The following is a 19,357-nucleotide window of genomic DNA, read 5'->3' as shown; positions in this document are numbered from 1 at the left end:
GGGATTAGTCCACCAATGTCAGAAAATCTTCCCACCAATCTACTGAGAGAGCACCACCAATCTTTACGAACGACCTTTCCATTACACCAAATTTAAGGCTAAATCATTAACACTCCTTAACTAAAAAGATGAGGATCGCACACCTGACAGTTGATATTAGGCGCAAGGATAAGCACACCATGGTGCAGTCCAAATAAAACAGACCGAGTAACCTACCAGATATGTGGCGCTAGTTTTTGGAGGTCTGCATATAAGTCGTTAAATTTTCGAGGATTACTTCTGAAACTAGTCATTGGTATCATTGTCAAAGTAATAACTTAACAAAAACAGATAAGTAGCATGCTCTAGAAGCAGGAGCTAGCGCCAATCACTCGCAAACTATTTGCAGAATAACTCAGCCGATGCAATAAATGTAGCACTACCCCACAAAGCCTCTGCTAGACGAGAATCTCTTACAAGATTAACGAGGACAAATCAACCTATTTGTAAACCATAAATTATAGCCACAAGTCACATTATGAAGAAGATACTGACAGCGCTATGCCTGTCGGCTCTGGTCATTGCCATCTCGTACAGCTGTAACCAAGACAAGCCGCTCCTGCCTCAGTCGCCTGACAAAGAAGACATATCTGGCAAGCAAGAAATAACAGTTCCTAAGCCTGAGGAGGCTCATATAAGAGCCTTGAAATCTCTTGGACTAAGCCTATTGACGTCGACTCCCTTCATCTCCCCAACCTCCCCGAGCCCTTTGAGCACAGACAAACCAAAGGAGCCAACTCCCTTTTCACGGAGTTGATGGAGAAACTCAAAGACACAGGAGATAGAAAGGCAGTGTTCCTTGGTATTCCATTCAACACAAGCTACTACCTTATCTGGGCTTACGGCAGACCATCAGGCGTTAGTCTTGGAGATAGAACAAGACCGGGTGAGATCAATGGAGATGGTCCAGTAGAAGGTTGGTCCGGGAAGCCGTATCTTCCTCTGACGTTCCGCTACTCCACTCCCATAGAGGGGTATGCTAGACCCAAGCGTGTCGCTCCATATTTGCAACATCACTTCGACTCCCTAATGCGCCTACATAGAGTTGCTCCATTGAGAGAGGCAGACAATCTGTTTACGCCTATGCCATACGATCTACGCCATATCCGTATCGCCCGCGAGGGAGAGTAGATATCTCACCTCTATTCTCGATTCGCTACAAAAACGACAAAGAGGTTGTGCGCATGGGGTGGTACAGCAAATGGCGTTACCTAGACGCTAGAGTATCTGAGGTCAATATGGAGGTACTAGACTGGATAGCCGATAGTCGCTTCGACTAGAGTGCAGATACGGATCAATGACTCCGATGTATGAATTAGTTTTTGTAATTTTGCGTGCAAATTGCCGTAGTTGTGTCCATACGGACGGCATACGGCAGTCCATAACAATATTGTATTTCGCCACTGAACAAAGGCTCTTCTAAATATGTCAGCTCCCATCAATAAAAGACGCAGTACGCTCACGCAAATGCGCCTAGTCAGCATAGCAGGTCTTACGGTAAGTCTATTTACCCTCGGTCTTATTGCCCTGATGCGCATAGGGGTTTATAGTCTTGGGCAGACGGTCAAGGAGCAGATAACATTTTCTGTAGAGATACCTGAGCCCATGGCTACGCAAACGCAGATCACAGCCCTAGAGGACAAGTTGGCCAAACTGCCGGGAGTGATGAACCTAAGCTACATCAATGCCGATAGTGCGGCCTCTGTGGTTGCGCACCAAATCGGTCAGACTAGAGAAGAGATGCTCGGACTGCTAGGTTACAATCCCTTCAGCCCAATGTTTCAGTTCCAAGTACACGCCAGCAGTCTAGCTCCCGATAGTCTACAGAGGCTAGAGGCACAGGTCGCCGAGCTGGGGTTGTCCACTAAACTTAGCTATCAAGGCGATCTACTCGAGTCGGTCGAGTACAACCGACAGCGCCTAGAGTGGATCTTCTGGGCTCTACTAGCGATACAACTCATATTCACATTCATACAACTCAACAACACCACTAGGCTTGGCATCTATGCCGATAGGCTCAAGATACGCACACTCAGCCTCGTTGGGGCGAGTAGCTGGTTCATTCGTCGCCCTATCGTAGGGCGTTCGCTCCTAGATGGTCTAGTGTCGGCAATACTGGCGATAGCGGTTTTGGGTATTTTCGTTGTGGGTCTGGAGCACTGGTTCGACCTACCTATCGCCCAGAGCTTAGACCTCAAGCTGCTTGTGCTGGCTGCCGTGGGGCTATCCCTAGTGAGTATGCTCAGCTGCTCCATTACAGCCCTAAGAGCTAGCCGCAAGTACATTCGTATGGACGGCAACAAAATCCATCTGATTTAGACTTGAAGAAGTATATACAACCTCATCGTTTATGACGTATAGCAAATACAACTATCTGCTCGTAGCCCTATCTGTGGCTATCATCATCGTAGGCTTTGCGCTGATGTCGGGAGGAGGCTCTACCGATCCCGAAACCTTCAATCCTGAGATCTTCTCGACTCGCCGCATCGTAGTGGCTCCCATAGTGTGCTTATCTGGATTTCTGCTGATGATCTATGCAATCCTAGCTTCACCCAAACGCAAATAAACAGGTATGACGATCCTTGAGAGCATCATCATCGCCATAGTGGAGGGGCTTACCGAGTTCCTACCCGTGTCCTCTACTGGGCACATGATACTAGCAGAGGGGCTTATGCGTATGGAGAATACGGAGTACCTACGTGCATTTACCGTTATGATCCAGTTTGGGGCTATCCTATCCGTAGTCATGCTCTACCTCGAGCGCTTCCTACCTTGGCGCAATCAGCCCATAGGAGGGAACTATGGGCTATCTGGCTGGAGCCTCTATGGCCTCATGATCATAGGCTGCATACCAGCCGGTGTACTGGGGCTACTACTGGAGGAGTACATTGACCAGCTTTTGGGCAACCTATGGGTCGTGATCGCAATGCTCTTCATCGGTGGTCTAGTCATGATCTATATGGATCGTCGATTTACGAACAAAACACCTCGCACCGTGACGCCTCGACGGGCTTTTACGGTTGGGCTCTTCCAGTGCTTGGCCATGATACCGGGGGTATCTCGCTCCATGGCTACGATATTTGGAGGTATGCAGCAGGGGCTCACTCGTCGTCAGGCCGCAGAGTTCTCCTTCTTCTTGGCTATCCCGACGATGTTTGGGGCAACGCTCCTGAAGGCCTACAAGCTCTACAAGAGCTCAGGCATAGATGTTTTTAGTGAGAACTGGCAAACACTACTCATCGGCAACGTCGTAGCCTTCTTGATTGCTCTTGCCGCTATCAAGCTCTTCATCGGCATTGTCACCAAATATGGCTTTAGAATTTTTGGCTACTACCGCATCGTCATTGCGATCGTTTTCGCCATCTTAATGCTCATGGGCGTACCCATTCACCTAAGCTAATATGAAGAGTACGATAGGTATGCTAGACCTGAGGGAGGGAGCTACGATTTACATAGACAAACCTTTGGGCTGGAGCAGCTTTAGTTTGGTCAATAAGTTCCGCTACGAGGCTTGTCGTCATCTAGACATCAAGAAGCTCAAAGTGGGGCATGCTGGCACACTCGACCCTCTCGCCACAGGCGTGATGATCCTCTGCACGGGCAAGCATACGAAACAAATCGAGAGTCTACAGCAGGGCGTCAAGGAGTATATAGCAGATATACGTCTAGGACAGACCACCCCTACTCTAGACCTAGAGAGCGAACCAAACGAATTTTTCCCCACGGAGCATATTACCGAGGAGATGGTTCGCTCGGCCTTGGGGCAGTTCATCGGGACCATTGAGCAGGTTCCACCGGTTTTCTCCGCCGTCAAAGTAGACGGCAAGCGTGCCTACAAGCAAGCTCGTAAGGGTCGTGATATAGAGATGCCCACCAAGCTCATTACGATCCACGAGCTAGAGTTACTCTCGTGTTCACTACCCGACCTACGCATTCGAGTAGTCTGTGGCAAGGGGACCTATATCCGCTCTCTGGCTCGAGATATAGGCGTAGCATTAGGCTCTGGGGGCCACCTCACGGCACTGCAACGTACTCAGGTGGGCAGTGCTAGACTAGAGGATTGCTTACAGATCGAAGACATCAAACCTTTCCTAGAGGCACACGTAGAGCCTCTGGGACAAGAAGCTGAGCAAGCAAAGACTAATCAATAATTAAGAATATAGAGGAATGAAACTATCTCAGTTTAAAATTGATCTACCAGATAACCTGTTGGCCAAGAAGCCTACCCACTTCCGAGATGAGTCACGTATGATGGTTCTACATCGAGCAACAGGAGAAATCGAGCATAAGGTCTTCAAAGATGTGTTGAGCTACTTCGACAAAGATGATGTGTTCGTTTTCAACGATACCAAAGTATTCCCAGCTCGTCTATATGGCAATAAGGAAAAAACTGGTGCTCAAATTGAGGTATTCTTACTGCGTGAGCTCAACAGCCAGTTCAAGCTATGGGACGTACTGGTAGACCCTGCCCGTAAGATCCGCATCGGCAATAAGCTCTATTTCGGTAAGGACGACAGCCTAGTGGCGGAGGTAATCGACAATACTACCTCTCGTGGTCGCACACTACGCTTCTTATTCGATGGCACGCACGAGGAGTTCAAAAAGACACTCTTCTCAATGGGAGAGACACCCCTACCCAAGTATATGGATCGTAAGCCCACAGCAGACGATGTGGATCGTTACCAAACTCTATTCGCAGAGCACGAGGGGGCAGTCGTAGCTCCTGCAGCCAACCTACACTTCAGTCGTGAGCTACTCAAGCGTATGGAGATATACGATATCCACAAAGCTTTCTTGACAGTACACAACGGCCTCGGCAACTACCGGGATATCGATGTAGAAGATCTGACCAAGCACAAAATGGAGAGCGAGCAGATGATCGTCCCCAAGACTTGCTGCCAAATCGTCAATGCAGCCAAAGATGCAGACAAGCGTGTGTGTGCAGTAGGGACATCTACCCTTAGAGCTATCGAGACGGCTTCTGGCACAGAGTATCATCTCAAGGAGTACGATGGTTGGACGAATAAGTTCATCTTCCCCCCATACGACTTCGTGATCCCAACATCTCTGATCACCAACTTCCATATGTCCAAGTCTACACTACTGATGATGACGGCGGCTTTCGGAGGATATGACCATGTGATGAATGCTTATAGTGTGGCCATCAAGGAGAAGTATCGCTTCGGTGCCTACGGAGATGCCTTGCTCATTATTTAGAGGGATGGAGCATCGCATCTTCCTCTCTCTTGGAAGCAATCAAGGCAATAGACGTGAGCTTCTGGAGCAAGCTATCGGCTGCCTCAGCCGAGATGTGGGGCAGATCATACAGACCTCATCAATGATCGAGACGGAGCCATGGGGTTTCGTCTCGTCTTCATTGTTTCTCAATGCTGTGGTAGAGCTCGAAACAGAGCTTAGCCCTACAGAGCTTCTAGACCGCACTCAGCAGCTAGAGAGAGAGCTAGGGCGGAGGGAGAAAAGCCACAATGGCGCATACCAAGACCGCCCGATCGACATCGACATACTACTCTACGACGATCTCGTACTGCATAGCGATCGACTCACCCTTCCGCACCCACAGATGCACAAACGTCGCTTCGTCCTAGAGCCACTAAGCCAGATAGCTCCCGAGCAAATACACCCTATACTGAGATGTACAGCCACAGAGCTACTAGCAGAGGTTTCGTAGAGAGCAGAGCTGAGCCCCTATCCATGGATAGAGCGCAAGAAAATGTGTACCTTTGTGTACAGATAACATAAGACTTACAACGTATCATTCATGCAAAAAAAGATCCTGATCCTTGACTTCGGTTCGCAAACGACTCAGCTTATCGGCCGACGCCTCAGAGAGCTGAACACCTACTGCGAGATTGTCCCCTACAACAAACTCCCAGAGAGCCTAGACGGTATCGCAGGGATTATCCTATCGGGTAGCCCGTATTCTGTGTACGATCCAGAGGCTTTCCGTACAGAGCTTTCGGCGCTTCGTGGTCATCTGCCTCTAATGGGTATTTGCTATGGAGCCCAGAGCCTAGTACACCAAGCTGGAGGCAAGGTGGAGCCCTGCAATGGTCGGGAGTATGGCCGTGCACACCTAGATATCAAGCATGCTCATGATCCGCTCATGGAGGGTGTAGAGCAGGGGGGCATTGTGTGGATGTCTCACGGAGATACAATCACCACCCTACCCGACAACTTCCGCATTATCGCAAGTACAGAAGATGTAGCTGCGGCAGCTTTTCGAGTAGATGGGGAGCAAACTTGGGGTGTACAGTTTCACCCAGAGGCTTTCCACAGCGAGCAAGGCATGCGTATTCTGGAGAACTTCCTCAATGTAACGGGCATCAAAGGCAACTGGTCGCCTGCCTCTTTTATCGAGAGTACTATATCCCAGTTGAAACAAACGCTAGGAGATGACAAGGTAATCCTAGCCCTCTCCGGAGGTGTAGACTCATCTGTGACAGCTGTACTACTACATAGAGCGATCGGCAAGAACCTGACTTGCATCTTCGTCGATCACGGATTGCTACGCAAGAATGAGTTCGAGAACGTCCTCAAGGACTATGAGCATCTGGGGCTAAACGTAATCGGGGTAAATGCCAAGGAGCAATTCCTATCTGCCCTCAAGGGGGTTACAGATCCCGAGCAGAAGCGCAAAATCATTGGCAAAGGCTTCATTGATGTCTTCGATGCCGAAGCCAAAAAACTCAAGAATATCAAATGGCTTGGTCAGGGCACTATTTACCCCGACGTGATTGAGTCGCTCAGCATCACGGGTACAGTCATCAAAAGCCACCATAATGTAGGAGGGCTACCCGAGCGCATGAACCTCAAACTGGTAGAGCCTCTGCGCTTGCTCTTCAAAGACGAAGTACGCCGTGTAGGGCTTGAGCTAGGTATGCAACCTCACTTGATCAAACGTCAGCCATTCCCCGGCCCCGGTCTTGGTATCCGGATCATTGGAGAGCTTACCGAGGATAAGATAGAAATCCTACAAAATGCAGACGACATCTACATGTCCATGCTACGTGAGTGGGGACTCTACGACGATGTTTGGCAGGCTGGAGCAATCCTACTGCCAATCAAGAGTGTGGGCGTTATGGGAGATGAGCGCACCTACGAGTACACAGTCGCCTTACGTGCAGTGACCTCTACCGATGCTATGAGTGCAGACTGGGCGCATCTGCCTTACGACTTCCTCGCCAAGGTATCGAACGAGATCATCAATAAGGTACGTGGCATCAATCGTGTTGTCTATGATATATCCTCTAAACCACCCAGCACAATCGAGTGGGAGTAAAGAGCTTAGGGTCTAAAGAATAATCAAATCACCCAATAGTCCTAGGTCGGCATATCTCGCCCTAGGGCTATTGCATATTAGATACATCATCAATGTCTAAACATCAAGCAGACGGCAAGAAAGTAACCACACGCCGCCTGATAGCAATGAAACAAGCGGGAGAGCGCATCGCTATGCTCACCGCCTACGACTATACAATGGCCAAGCTGGTCGATGCCTCGGGTATAGATATGATCTTGGTTGGCGACTCTGCTGCTAACGTCATGGCTGGTCACAGCACAACGCTCCCGATTACACTGGATCAGATGATCTACCACGGGGCATCGGTCGTGCGAGGGGTAAAGCGTGCCATGGTCGTGGTAGATATGCCCTTTGGCTCCTATCAGACTAGCCCAATAGAGGCGGTACAATCTGCGGTGCGTATTATGAAAGAAACGGGAGCCGATGCTGTCAAACTCGAGGGAGGCTCCGCCGTCTATGAGGCTATCAAACTTATTGTGCAGGCTGGTATTCCCGTAGTTGGTCACCTTGGGCTAACGCCTCAATCAGTACATCAGTTCGGGGGCTACAACCTGCAAGCCAAAGAAGATGCCGCAGCCCACAAGCTACTAGAGGAGGCAGAAACACTAGAGCGCCTAGGTTGCTGTGCATTGGTGCTGGAGAAGATCCCAGCTGTACTAGGCAAGCAAGTGGCAGATAGGCTAGAAATACCTGTAATCGGCATCGGGGCTGGTGTAGACGTAGATGGTCAAGTTTTGGTGCTACAAGATATGCTAGGATTAGACGAAGGCTTTAGCCCCAAGTTCCTAAGGCGATTTGCTCTCCTTGGGGAAGCCGTCACATCGGCTATTAGCGAGTATGTAGATGCCGTTAAGGACAGCACTTTCCCCAACCAAAATGAATGGTACTAATCATCAGGCATCACTGCAATGGATATTAACCAAATAGCAAACATGAACGACTTCGTCGCATGGTGCGATTACCTCGGGACGTTTGCATTTGCTATCAGTGGCATTCGATTGGCCGCTTCCAAGGGCTTTGACTGGTTTGGTGCCTACGTTGTAGGTATGGTAACAGCCGTAGGCGGAGGAACACTTAGAGATATCATGATTAACGTGCCTCCTTTTTGGCTCCTCCAACCTTCTTACCTAATCATTACGGGGCTTGCTCTATTCTTCACTATTGCTCTACGTAAGCAGGTTGTCCGTGCCAATCACTCACTATTCTTTTTCGACTCTGTCGGGCTAGGGCTATTCGTGGTCGTGGGTATTGCCAAGACTTTCGAGGCGGGCTTCCCATGGTGGGTCGGCATCGTGATGGGGACAATAACGGGTTCGTTTGGTGGACTCATTCGCGATATTCTCATCAACGAGGTGCCTCTTATTTTCCGCAAAGATTTCTACGCCCTAGCTTGTTTCTTCGGTGGAGCTATCTATGTCGCCTTGATGACTTGGACTGGATTGTCCGTACCCATTATCCAGTTCATTTCAGCCGCTGCAGTACTTGGGCTACGAATACTTGCGGTCCTCTTCCACTTCCATATTCCTACTTTTGAAGCAACAGAAGACACTCAAGAGGCATAGTAAAATAACAATTGTATATGCAACACAACACCTACCTGCCACACATAGATATACTCAAGGGGATTGCCATTCTCCTTGTTATCATGGGGCATATCTTCATTTTCGGGCTTGACTATGCTCGCTCCCCTATCTTTAGTATGATTTGCAGCATCCATATGCCTCTATTTGTGATGCTCTCTGGGATCCTTTCGGCTCGTCCAATACAATTCACGGGTGAGAAAGTCATTAAGTACTGGACGAAAAAATCTATTCAGTTACTACTGCCACTAATCATTATACCTTATTTCTACGCACTCACTGCCGAGATTAGTACCGAACAAATGCTTTTTAGCCTTTACCACGGAGGCTACTGGTTTACCTTTTCTCTATTTTTGATGTTCATACCATTTTTCTTTTTCAGATGGACGGTAATAATAATGCGAGCAGAGGACAAACCATATCGAAGTTTTTATTTGGCTACCATTAGCATAGGGATAGTCATCGTAATCGATACATTACTAACAAAATTATCTCCCGAGATATATAATACTCTCAGCTGGAGGCATATCAACTGGTTATATCCCTATCTACTCTTCGGGTACTTTGTAGGAAGATTTTATTGGTTAGAGGATTTTATCAGACGGCCATTAGTGGTAGCATTGAGTTTCCTATTATTCATTGCTCTCCTGTACATCGAATACAATGGCTACAAACCATGGAAGGGTTATCCGGTATCTATTGCAGGGCTGATATTCGTGTATGGAACGGTTCATACAGCTATCCAAAAGCATAATGCTCTCAGTCATCCCATATACAGAGTTCTCAAACTACTAGGACAAGCGAGCTTACCTATCTACTTGACCCACTACTTCTTTCTTTTCTCAATGCCACATGTATCTGATTATATTCTTAGCATTACGAGTAAAATAAGAGCTCTGACTTGGGAAATAGTAGTAGTCACACTCGGATCTCTCGCCGTACTTATCCCGACACTCTTGGTCGTCTATCTCGTACGTCAAAATAGAATACTATCTCTCATACTATACGGCGAACAACGCAAACAATAATTTTTTAATACAAAACTTCAATTATGGAAAAAGAAATCAAGGTAATGGATGCGATTCGCACTCGCCGAAGCATCCGCATATACCACCCAGATCGCGCCCTGAGTCCAGAGCAAGTACAGGTAATTATGGAAGCTGGGCTACGAGCTCCCTCTTCAATGAATCGGCATACCACTCAATTCGTATTGGTTGAAGACAAGAATACTCTAGAAGCTTTGAGCCATGCCAGAGAGAAAGGTATCGCCTTTCTCAAAGATGTGCCCCTCGCTGTTGTAGTACTTGGATCACCGATGGAGTGTCAGCAGTGGCTTGCCGATGCTAGTCTAGCCATTGGCTATATGCAGCTGCAAGCTTGGGAGCTTGGCATCGGGTCTTGCTGGGGAGATATCCATGGTAAGGTTACTCCTAGCGGTCAAGATGCAGCCGAGTATGTTCGCAAGATACTAGACATACCTTATCAGTTAGAAGTTTTGGCTGTTTTGGGCTTTGGCTATGTCAATGGCGATGCCCCCGAACGCCCAGCAGAGAGCCTCAAGTGGGAAAAGATACATTTGGGTAAATACCAAATGCCTAGGGAAGATAAGGAATAAAAGCTATTGGGCATTTATGGAGCGTAAACTCAATGTCGTCCTCTTGGGCACAGGCAACGTCGCCTATCATCTGGCCAAACGCCTAGACCAAATAGAGGATTTCGTACTCATACAGATCTACGGTCGTCGTCTAGAGAAAGCTCGTGAGATGGCCGATGCAATAGACTCTCAGCCTGAAGCTACAGATCAGACCAGCGAAATCGTTCTAGATGCCGACTACTACATTTTCACTATATCAGACTCAGCTCTCCTTACTGTATGGAGAAATATGCCACCCACTTCTGGCATCTGGCTCCATACGGCTGGGAGCGTTCCTCTATCCACTATGTTGCCCTACCATACAGCCAGTGGCGTTCTCTACCCACTACAGACCTTCAGCAAGGAGCGGAGGTTGGACTGGTCCAGTCTACCAATCTACATAGAGGGAGCCAACGAATTCGTTAAGAAGCGAGTGGAGCATTTGGCCTCCGCTCTCTCTTCCCTGGTTTACGAAGCGAGTAGTGAGCAGAGGCAACAGATACACCTAGCAGCTGTACTAGCATGCAACTTCGTCAATCATCTTTTTACCTTGTCGGAGGATTGGATGCTTAGGCATAGTCTTGAGCCTAAAGCCCTGCTGCCTTTGATAGAAGAAACCGTAGCCAAAGTCAAAGTAATGACAGCTCGAGAGGCGCAGACTGGTCCTGCCAAAAGAGCAGATGAAGCCACAATGCTCAAACACCAAACGATGCTCTCCGAAGTAAACCCCAATCTGGCTAAGCTATACCAAATGCTGAGCCAAAGTATCGGACAGATGTACCTCAAAAATCCAGCTAACGATTAATAGACAAAGATGAGCAGTATTCCTTTTGACCTAAAAAAAGTCAAAGCATTCGTCCTTGATATGGACGGTGTGGTGAGTGCCACAGTCAGCCCCGTAGACATATCGGGGATGCCGATGCGTACCGTTAATGTAAAAGACGGATATGCTATGCAGTACGCAGTCAAGCGAGGCTATACAATCGCGGTCATCTCTGGCGGACAAAGTGATGCGATGCGTATGCGCTTCGAGCAATTAGGCGTCCAATATATCTATATGCGCGCCAAGGATAAGGTGGAGAAGCTAGAGGAGCTAGAACAACTCTCCGGCATTACTCGCCAGCAAATGGTTTATATTGGCGACGACATCCCCGACATTGAGATCATGCGCCTAGTGGCTTTACCCTGCGCTCCAGCCGATGCAGCTCCAGAGGTCAAGCAGGTGGCTCGCTATATCTCCCTATGTGATGGCGGATATGGCGTGGTACGTGATGTAATAGAACAAACGCTCAAGGCCAACGATCAGTGGGATCTCGGAGAGGGGTTCGGCTGGTAATATCCAATTAAAGATTCATTTACCAAGTAGTATGTGGGAGAATTTGAATAAGTATGACATCATCTTGGGGTCACAATCTCCTCGTCGTGTGGAGCTATTAGGAGGACTGGATATTACCTTCAGGCAAGATGCTATGCCCGACCTAGACGAGAGCTACCCAAATCAATTGGCTCTAGAAGCAATCCCCGAGTATCTCGCTGTGCAAAAAGCGGGTGCGTATAGTCCTCGCATGAATCGTAACACACTCCTCATTACGGCGGATACAATCGTGCTACTAGGCGATGAAGTGCTGGGCAAGCCCCAAGATCTATCCGAAGCCAAAAGTATGCTCCATAAGCTAAGTGGACAGGAACACCGAGTTATCACGGGTGTTTGCGTGCAGACACAGGAGCGATGCGAACGTTTCTCTTGCACAACACTAGTAAGGTTCGCACATCTTACTACAGAAGATATAGATTACTACATCGAGCATTATCGCCCTCTAGACAAGGCAGGAGCATATGGCATACAAGAGTGGATTGGCTATAGAGCAATCCAATTAATTGAGGGATCTTTCTATAATGTTATGGGGCTTCCTGTGCATCGCCTCTCGTCAATCCTAATGACTTTCTAAGTCTGATATGCGATACTCCCTACATCTTCTGCTTGCTTGCCTTTTGGGCACCTTAGCCGCTATCGGATTAGCTGTTCTAGCAATCCTAATCAACCCGTCGCTATCTTCTGGTCTAAAGAGTAGCTTATACTGCTTGATAGCTTTGGCTATAATACATGGCTATGTACTAGACCGCCGGTATGCCGACCCTACGAGGTGGCACCCAATCGTAGGCATGGGCAATGCTATAGCTTGGGGAGAGCATCGATTGAACAAGGGAACTAATAGACGGCTAAAAGGAGCCGTCTACAATGGCGGACTAGTCCTAGCCACTTTCTATGTCGCACAAATTCTGGTTGAACTCATACATCCGCTAGGTTTCTTTATCGATAGTCCTCAAGAGGTTCTATGGATTTGGGCTCTTTACTTCATTTTTACGAGCCTGATCTCTTTCCTGATGCTCTCGGGGACAACACTCGTCCGGGAAGTTAAGCTAGTCTTTGAGGCCCTGCAGACTTCTCTAGCGAGAGGGAGAAAGCAAGTTGGCCGAATCGTTGGGCGAGATACACAGAGCCTAAGCGAGCAGGAGGTACGTACTGCGGCACTAGAGACCTTGAGTGAGAACCTCAGTGATGGCGTCACTGCTCCCCTATTCTGGTGGGCGCTACTCGACCTTCCCGGCATGGTCGCATACAAAATGATCAACACACAAGACTCCATGGTGGGCTACAAGAACGAGCGCTATGCCGACTATGGCTATTTCTCCGCCAAACTAGACGACCTAGTCAATTATATTCCAGCTAGGCTAACGGCTCTGTGCATGCTCATCGTAGCAGGCCGCCTAGATCTTGGTGGCTTCGTCTGGCGCAATGGTCGCAAGCATCTCAGCCCCAACTCTGGCTATCCAGAGGCTGCTCTAGCAGGCATTCTAGACTGCCGCTTCGGTGGCCCTCACGATTACTTTGGCCAGACGGTAGACAAGCCGTTTATCGGGGAACATGATCGAGAGATCACACATGAAGACCTAGACGTTGCGATACGTATCAACCGCCGTAGCGAGGTCATGATACTAGGTCTAGCCATAGCCATCAGGCTGACTATTTTCTCCATTTGCTTTAGATTCTAGCTTTACTTTAGCTTCTCCTCTAAAGTAGAGGAGCAAATAGCCTCATAACAGACTCCTGCACCTTACGCCTAGCACCTCTAGACGCCCAAACTTCTCTATTCAAAATCCTGCAACTCTGCTTGTCTTGCTCGAATAGCTGCTCCAGCTCTAGAGTCAGCTGTCTGTCATAAGCAATACCTGTGATCTCGAAGTTGTGCTCCAAACTCCGGAAGTCCATATTGGCCGAACCAATCGCCGAGATCTCGCCATCGACCATCATGAGCTTGGAGTGTAGAAATCCCCCTTCGTATTGATATATCCTAACTCCTGCCTCGAGCAGATCGGCGAGATAAGATGCCGTAGCATACGTAGCAGCCCGAGAGTCTGTACGAATAGGGAGCATCAACTCTACTCTAACACCCGAGAGTGCTGCTGTAATAAGCGCACTATTGAGCCCATCGGTAGGCAGAAAATAGGGCGTTTGAATACGGATCTGCTCCCTAGCATGATGTATCATGGAGATAAAGGCCTGCTCTATGGTAGGCCACTTGCTGATAGGCCCTCCGAGCACAAGTTGAATACACCTATGAGGCTGCAGACTAAGACTCTCGTAGTGCCCATAGTAGCGCTCCATATTGAGCACACGCCTAGACACACTATACCAGTCTAGTAGAAAAGCACTCTGCAAAGCTCCGACAGCCGCCCCCTCTAAACGAAAATGGGTATCTCTCCACTTACCCAAATGGTTGCCCGTAAGGTAGCGTTGAGCAAAATTCATTCCTCCAACATAACCAATACGCCCATCAATGACAGCGACCTTGCGGTGATTGCGATAATTCACCGTACTAGACAGTAGCGGGATAGCCACACGCATAAACGGATAAATCTGTATGCCGTGCGCCTTCATCTGCTTCCACCTAGCCTCTGGCACATCGTACGAGCCAAGGAAATCATAGATAATACGTACCTCTACGCCAGCCTCTGCACGATCTATAAGCAATGCCTCTAGGCGATCAAAAAGATCGTCGGCATCAAATATGTAGGCTTGCAGATGAATGTGTTCCTCCGCTTGGCGTATATCCTCGAACATACGTGCATACATCTGCTCTCCCCATGCGAATATCTCACTACTACGTAGCTCCAAGAGTGGTGCATCACCCGAGTGCTCAAGCAGACTAATTAGCTTGTGCTTATCCTCGAGCATGGTTTCTGTCGTAGTTAGGTATCTGGGGACCGAAAGCTGATAGGGCGCCCGCATCAATCGCCGATAGAAGCGCTTACTTAACCTATACAGCCTGCGCTGATCTTGCCCAAAAAGCACATAAGCCAGTAGTCCGATTAGGGGAATGAAGACGACAATCAAGACCCAAGCCGAGGCTTTGAGTGGGTTGCGATTTTCGCTCAAAACCGTACCCACTACTCCAAGTACTGTGACGAAGTAGAAGACTACAATCAGCCAAATAATTGTCAGGTTGTACGAATCCATCACATAGTAGCTTTTACCCTTCCAATCTATGATTTGGGCTGATACTCATAAGCCCCATAGGTCATGGGCGTAGATCTAGGTCTGCCATCTAGGTCTGTGTATCCTTGGTTATCTTGGCTCTGATGCACAAAAGGAGCTCTAGACCGAGGACGAAAATCGAAAAAATAGTCCCTACGCTTCTGTGCATCTACGCCCAAGGACATATACAGACTATCGGGCTGCATCTTGGGGTCTGTATAAATGATTTGCTCGACCCTACACCCCTCTCTTGAGCTGTAGTCGATGGAGCGCAGATAGCTCTCCCGCAGTATAACCTGCTCCTGCTTCACCGGAGCTACTAGAGAGATGTCTAGCTCTCCTCCCGTGGCGGACTTATCAGCCTTCTTCGCTAAACGCATAGAACCATCTACAACGCAGTGCCGCAGATACAGGGCACTACCTGAAATGCCCTTGACGATACGGTCTCGATCGACTGCATTTCGATAAACAATAGCTGCACCAGCACGAATACCGGGCCATGGGTAGTAATTGATGATGCTTGACCGCTCTATCTCATACCGACCACCAGAGAGAGAGAGGCACGAGGCGAGTGTGTTGGAGATCTCACTATCATGGATCTTGTGTAGTCCTCTATTGGCACTAATACCTACTCCGCTGATATTATGAAGACGACAGTGGTCGAGCCTTAATACAGTCTCATCGTTGGCACTCTCTCGCTCCTGCATATAAATCCCCCACTTACTATTGGTCAAATGAAGTCCCTCTAGGTCTGCCGTAGCAGACGAACCCAAAATAATGCCTCCCCATTGCCCAGCAACTCGTGTGTAGGGAATACGTGGCAAAAACTGATCCCAACGCAGGCTACCGATACGTACTGGTTGATCTGCACTAGCTTTGACCTCCAAGCGGCCATTAATCCTCATATATGCGTCCGACGACATCAAGACTCGAGCTGGAGATTTAATGAGAAGTCTGACTCCGGGCTCGACTACAATGCTATCCTCTATAAGCAGAGCCCGTGGTGAAGCAAGCTCAGTGTCTGCAGTAATATGGAGCACTTGTAGCCGCTCCACGTTTAGTCTAACGGCGATAATAGGGATATAGCGCTCTCTACCCGTCTGTTCCTCTATGATGATGGAGTCCTTGACCTCGGTCGGCAGATCTGAAGAACCCTCTGGGAGCAAGGCACGCACAAAAACAAAAACACTATCTCGAGGGGCAATCTCTAGATTACCGAAGCTGGTACCTGCTCGGCCATCTACATTCATCTGATAACCTCGCTCCTGCCCTCCTCTAAGGGCGATACGTTTGAGCCGAATGGTCTGCTTACTCGGATTATAAATACGTAGGTTGTAGGTCGAGGACAGATGTAGAGAGGGCAGCGTGTCCATCTGTATGGTGTCTGCCGAGAGAGAATAGCTATACCCATCTCGTGCCTGTGGTATAGGGAATAGGTCCCGTTGATCTCCACAAGCCGATAGTGCACCGAGCACATAGACGAGAGGTAGTAGCCCAGCTAGAGTATAGAGCGTCTTACGAGCATTCATAATAACGATGAAGTCCACCTTGGGGACGCCCCCGAGGTAGACTTCAAAACTACTAAATAATTACGAATTAGGACTCAAGTAACCCTAGATAGGCTACTTGGTGCGAATGGTGATGCTCGCAGACTTCACACCCTTGGCCGATGCCGTGAAGGTAATCTCTCCGGCACGCTCTCCACTCTCAACAAGAGCGGTAAGCATACCCGAGAAGAGGTGATGCTGTGGCTCGTGGAATAAGTCGAGAGAAGCTGGATTGCCAGAGGCTGCTGCTCTAAATCGACCAGCTCCCTTGACCTTGAAGTTAATCAAGCGCTGATCATTGGGGATAAGGTTACCGTCCTTATCCACGAGGCGAACCGTCACGAAGGCAATATCCTTACCATCAGCCTTGATCTCTCTGCGATCGACCACGAGTTCCAGTCTATCGGGCTTGCCAGCAGTGCGGATCTCCTTAATCTCTGCCGAGCGACCGTCCTTGCCATATGCTACGACCTGTACCACACCCGGCTCATACTTCGTATTTAGCCACATCAGACGATAGCGCTTCTGGCGTGTGAAGTTCTTCTTGTCCTCATCATTCTCAGTCGCATCAATGCCAATGCTCGGATCTTTCTTGAGCTTACCTTGGCTCTTGCCATTGATGAATAGCTCTGCCTCTGGGTAGCTGGTGTAGACAAAGATCGGAGTTACCTGTCCTTCACGGCCCGGCCATGTCCAGTGAGGGAGTATGTGTAGTGTAGAGGCCTCCTTATTCCAATGGCTGCGATAGAGATAAAAGCGATCCTTGGGGATACCCGCTAGGTCTACGGCTCCGAATAGAGAGCTGTGGCTGGGCCAATCGCTATAGTAGGGTGTTGGCTCGCCGATGTAGTCGAAGCCCGTCCAGATAAACTCACCCATGGCCCATGGTAGGTCATCATGACGTATCCAGTCGTCCTCTGGCAGGTTGCTCCAGCCGCAGTGCTCCACATCGTAGCTAGAGGCTTGGTGATCGGGATACTTGGCCATACTTTTCCGCTCCACGGGGAATTTATACACCCCACGAGAGCTGAGTGTAGAGGCTGTTTCGCTACCGAGAATGAAGCCCTGTGGGAGTACACGATGCGCCGTGTCGTACAGATGTGGACGGTAGTTGAAGCCCGGCACCTCCATGACGGCAGCCATACCATTCTTGATTACCGATAGAGGACTATCCATACCATTGGTTACTGGACGAGTTGGGTCTTCTCTATGGCAGATATTCTGTAGCGTATAGGCACGCTTAGAGCCATCGGGGTGCCACTGCTCACTCACTTCGTTACCGATACACCACATAACTACCGAGGGGCTGTTACGGAACTGATGAAGCAGATTGACCAAATCCTTCTCATACCAGTCGTCCCAGTACAGGTTGTATCCGTTGGGGACCTTGGGTATGCGCCAGCTATCGAAGCTCTCAGCCATGACCATCATACCCATTTCGTCACATAGGCGAACGAACTCAGGTGCAGGCATGTTGTGGCTCGTGCGGATTGCATTAACGCCCATATCCTGCATGATGCGTATCTGCCTGCGGTAGGACGCCTCATTAACCACAGCGCCCAGAGGGCCTTGGTCGTGATGCAGGCAGACCCCTTGGAACTTAACCTTGCGACCATTGAGGTAAAAACCCTCATTCTGCACCATCTTGATGGAGCGAATACCAAAAGTAGTCGTATCACTATCGAGGAGTTTATCCCCCTGACGTAGCTCTATGGCGTACTTATATAGGTGTGGTTGTTTGATATCCCACAGCTTAGGCTTGGGGGCAATCAGATGACCACGATAGACCGAGTCCCTATTGTGCTGGCTGAAGTAGCCAGATGCGCCAGTCTTGTAGACGACACGCCCCGACGGATCTATCAGTGAGGTAATCACATCAATCTCGCCTTGACCAAGGGTTGAGAGGTTGCGTACCACAGTACGTACCTCTACACGAGCATACTCCTCCTCAATGATCGGCGTCTGCACTTGGTTACCCCAGTGTGCAATATGTATATCGTTGGTAATCTCAAGATGTACATTGCGATACAGCCCTGCCCCCGGATACCAACGGCTACTCTCGTGCTTATTCTCAAGGCGAACAGCCACTACGTTCTTACCTCCAGCATGTACATAGGGGGTAATATCCAAATAGAAAGAATTGTATCCATAAGGCCAGTAGCCTACTTCTTGGCCATTGACATAGACACGAGCCTGACTCATCGCTCCATCGAAAATGAGCTTGACACGCTTGCCCGACAAGTCACTGGGTAGCTCCAAACTACGTCGGTACCAGCCCACCCCAACGAAGGGCAGACCTCCCGTACGCCCCGCATGCTCCATAGCCTCCTTCTGGCCATCTTGGGTAATAGCGAGGTGTTGCTTGTCATTGTCGAAGCTGAATGGACCATAAATTGCCCAGTCGTGAGGTACACGGACGCTCTCCCACTTACGATCATTGAAATCTAGACGCATAGAGGCGGGATCATCGGCACGAGTAAAGCGCCAGTCCTTCTCCAGCGTCTGATGAATACGCTGTGCCGAAAGCGAGGCTACCGACATAGTCGAGCCCAGCAGTACGGCATAGAGAGTTTTTAGGTTCATGAATACTGTACTATATAATTAGGGGTTGATAATTTCTTCGTCTTGCGAACCCAAAGATACCACATTGCGCCGAAGTTTCATACTTCTCTCATTACTAACGAGCGATAAACTAAGTTT

At 49.0% G+C, this 19,357-nt stretch carries 19 protein-coding genes; 16 read left to right on the top strand and 3 right to left on the bottom strand.

Annotated features, from left to right (window positions below; genetic code table 11):
* The first annotated feature begins 795 nt into the window (after positions 1-795).
* The 16 genes from HQ41_RS08640 to cbiB all read left to right on the top strand — a co-directional run bounded on the left by HQ41_RS08640 (position 796) and on the right by cbiB (position 13,627).
* A complete protein-coding gene (locus HQ41_RS08640) occupies positions 796-1,170 on the top strand; it encodes a hypothetical protein (RefSeq protein ID WP_044190533.1) in 375 nt (124 codons plus the stop codon).
* Positions 1,171-1,464: 294 nt separating this feature from the next.
* Entirely contained in the window at positions 1,465-2,358 is an 894-nt protein-coding gene (locus tag HQ41_RS08635; protein WP_044190530.1) for an ABC transporter permease, read from the top strand.
* 31 nt (positions 2,359-2,389) lie between these two features.
* Positions 2,390-2,605, top strand: coding sequence for a DUF3098 domain-containing protein (locus tag HQ41_RS08630; RefSeq protein WP_044190527.1), 216 nt, complete (start codon positions 2,390-2,392; stop codon positions 2,603-2,605).
* Positions 2,606-2,611: 6 nt separating this feature from the next.
* Complete coding sequence (locus tag HQ41_RS08625) at positions 2,612-3,439, top strand: undecaprenyl-diphosphate phosphatase (RefSeq protein WP_044190525.1); 828 nt, start codon at positions 2,612-2,614, stop codon at positions 3,437-3,439.
* Between the two features lies 1 nt (position 3,440).
* A complete protein-coding gene (gene truB / locus HQ41_RS08620; RefSeq protein WP_044190522.1) occupies positions 3,441-4,190 on the top strand; it encodes a tRNA pseudouridine(55) synthase TruB in 750 nt (249 codons plus the stop codon).
* A 16-nt stretch (positions 4,191-4,206) separates the two neighbouring features.
* The gene (gene queA / locus HQ41_RS08615) at positions 4,207-5,256 is read left to right on the top strand and encodes a tRNA preQ1(34) S-adenosylmethionine ribosyltransferase-isomerase QueA (RefSeq protein ID WP_044190519.1); all 1,050 of its coding nucleotides are present in this window, start codon (positions 4,207-4,209) and stop codon (positions 5,254-5,256) included.
* 4 nt (positions 5,257-5,260) lie between these two features.
* Positions 5,261-5,728 (top strand): 2-amino-4-hydroxy-6-hydroxymethyldihydropteridine diphosphokinase, encoded by a 468-nt coding sequence (folK, locus tag HQ41_RS08610; RefSeq protein ID WP_044190516.1) that lies wholly within the window; start codon positions 5,261-5,263, stop codon positions 5,726-5,728.
* 90 nt (positions 5,729-5,818) lie between these two features.
* Positions 5,819-7,339 (top strand): glutamine-hydrolyzing GMP synthase, encoded by a 1,521-nt coding sequence (gene guaA, locus HQ41_RS08605; protein WP_044190513.1) that lies wholly within the window; start codon positions 5,819-5,821, stop codon positions 7,337-7,339.
* 92 nt (positions 7,340-7,431) lie between these two features.
* Positions 7,432-8,250, top strand: a complete 819-nt coding sequence (gene panB / locus HQ41_RS08600) for a 3-methyl-2-oxobutanoate hydroxymethyltransferase (RefSeq protein WP_044190512.1) — start codon at positions 7,432-7,434, stop codon at positions 8,248-8,250.
* A 42-nt stretch (positions 8,251-8,292) separates the two neighbouring features.
* Positions 8,293-8,922, top strand: a complete 630-nt coding sequence (locus tag HQ41_RS08595; protein WP_044190510.1) for a trimeric intracellular cation channel family protein — start codon at positions 8,293-8,295, stop codon at positions 8,920-8,922.
* Positions 8,923-8,939: 17 nt separating this feature from the next.
* Positions 8,940-9,968 (top strand): acyltransferase family protein, encoded by a 1,029-nt coding sequence (locus tag HQ41_RS09995; protein ID WP_044190509.1) that lies wholly within the window; start codon positions 8,940-8,942, stop codon positions 9,966-9,968.
* Positions 9,969-9,991: 23 nt separating this feature from the next.
* Positions 9,992-10,555 carry a nitroreductase family protein gene (locus tag HQ41_RS08585; RefSeq protein WP_081964820.1) on the top strand — a complete coding sequence of 188 codons (564 nt, stop codon included), beginning with the start codon at positions 9,992-9,994 and terminating at the stop codon, positions 10,553-10,555.
* Between the two features lie 16 nt (positions 10,556-10,571).
* Positions 10,572-11,378 carry a Rossmann-like and DUF2520 domain-containing protein gene (locus HQ41_RS08580; protein ID WP_044190507.1) on the top strand — a complete coding sequence of 269 codons (807 nt, stop codon included), beginning with the start codon at positions 10,572-10,574 and terminating at the stop codon, positions 11,376-11,378.
* 9 nt (positions 11,379-11,387) lie between these two features.
* Positions 11,388-11,909 carry an HAD family hydrolase gene (locus HQ41_RS08575; RefSeq protein ID WP_044190505.1) on the top strand — a complete coding sequence of 174 codons (522 nt, stop codon included), beginning with the start codon at positions 11,388-11,390 and terminating at the stop codon, positions 11,907-11,909.
* Positions 11,910-11,940: 31 nt separating this feature from the next.
* On the top strand, positions 11,941-12,522 hold the full coding sequence (locus HQ41_RS08570) for a Maf family nucleotide pyrophosphatase (RefSeq protein WP_044190503.1): 582 nt from the start codon (positions 11,941-11,943) through the stop codon (positions 12,520-12,522).
* Positions 12,523-12,655: 133 nt separating this feature from the next.
* Entirely contained in the window at positions 12,656-13,627 is a 972-nt protein-coding gene (gene cbiB / locus HQ41_RS08565) for an adenosylcobinamide-phosphate synthase CbiB (protein ID WP_235316952.1), read from the top strand.
* A 19-nt stretch (positions 13,628-13,646) separates the two neighbouring features.
* On the opposite strand, the gene cls is transcribed toward cbiB, so the two are convergent.
* The 3 genes from cls to HQ41_RS08550 form a co-directional block, all read right to left on the bottom strand.
* Positions 13,647-15,092 carry a cardiolipin synthase gene (gene cls, locus HQ41_RS08560; RefSeq protein ID WP_052405363.1) on the bottom strand — a complete coding sequence of 482 codons (1,446 nt, stop codon included), beginning with the start codon at positions 15,090-15,092 and terminating at the stop codon, positions 13,647-13,649.
* 26 nt (positions 15,093-15,118) lie between these two features.
* On the bottom strand, positions 15,119-16,639 hold the full coding sequence (locus HQ41_RS08555) for a right-handed parallel beta-helix repeat-containing protein (RefSeq protein ID WP_044190498.1): 1,521 nt from the start codon (positions 16,637-16,639) through the stop codon (positions 15,119-15,121).
* Positions 16,640-16,732: 93 nt separating this feature from the next.
* The gene (locus HQ41_RS08550; RefSeq protein ID WP_044190496.1) at positions 16,733-19,240 is read right to left on the bottom strand and encodes a glycoside hydrolase family 2 TIM barrel-domain containing protein; all 2,508 of its coding nucleotides are present in this window, start codon (positions 19,238-19,240) and stop codon (positions 16,733-16,735) included.
* Positions 19,241-19,357 lie beyond the last annotated feature (117 nt).

This window comes from Porphyromonas sp. COT-290 OH860 (assembly GCF_000768935.1).
Classification (GTDB): domain Bacteria; phylum Bacteroidota; class Bacteroidia; order Bacteroidales; family Porphyromonadaceae; genus Porphyromonas.
Note: the sequence above shows the minus strand (reverse complement) of the source record. Positions and strands in the feature narration are given on the sequence as shown.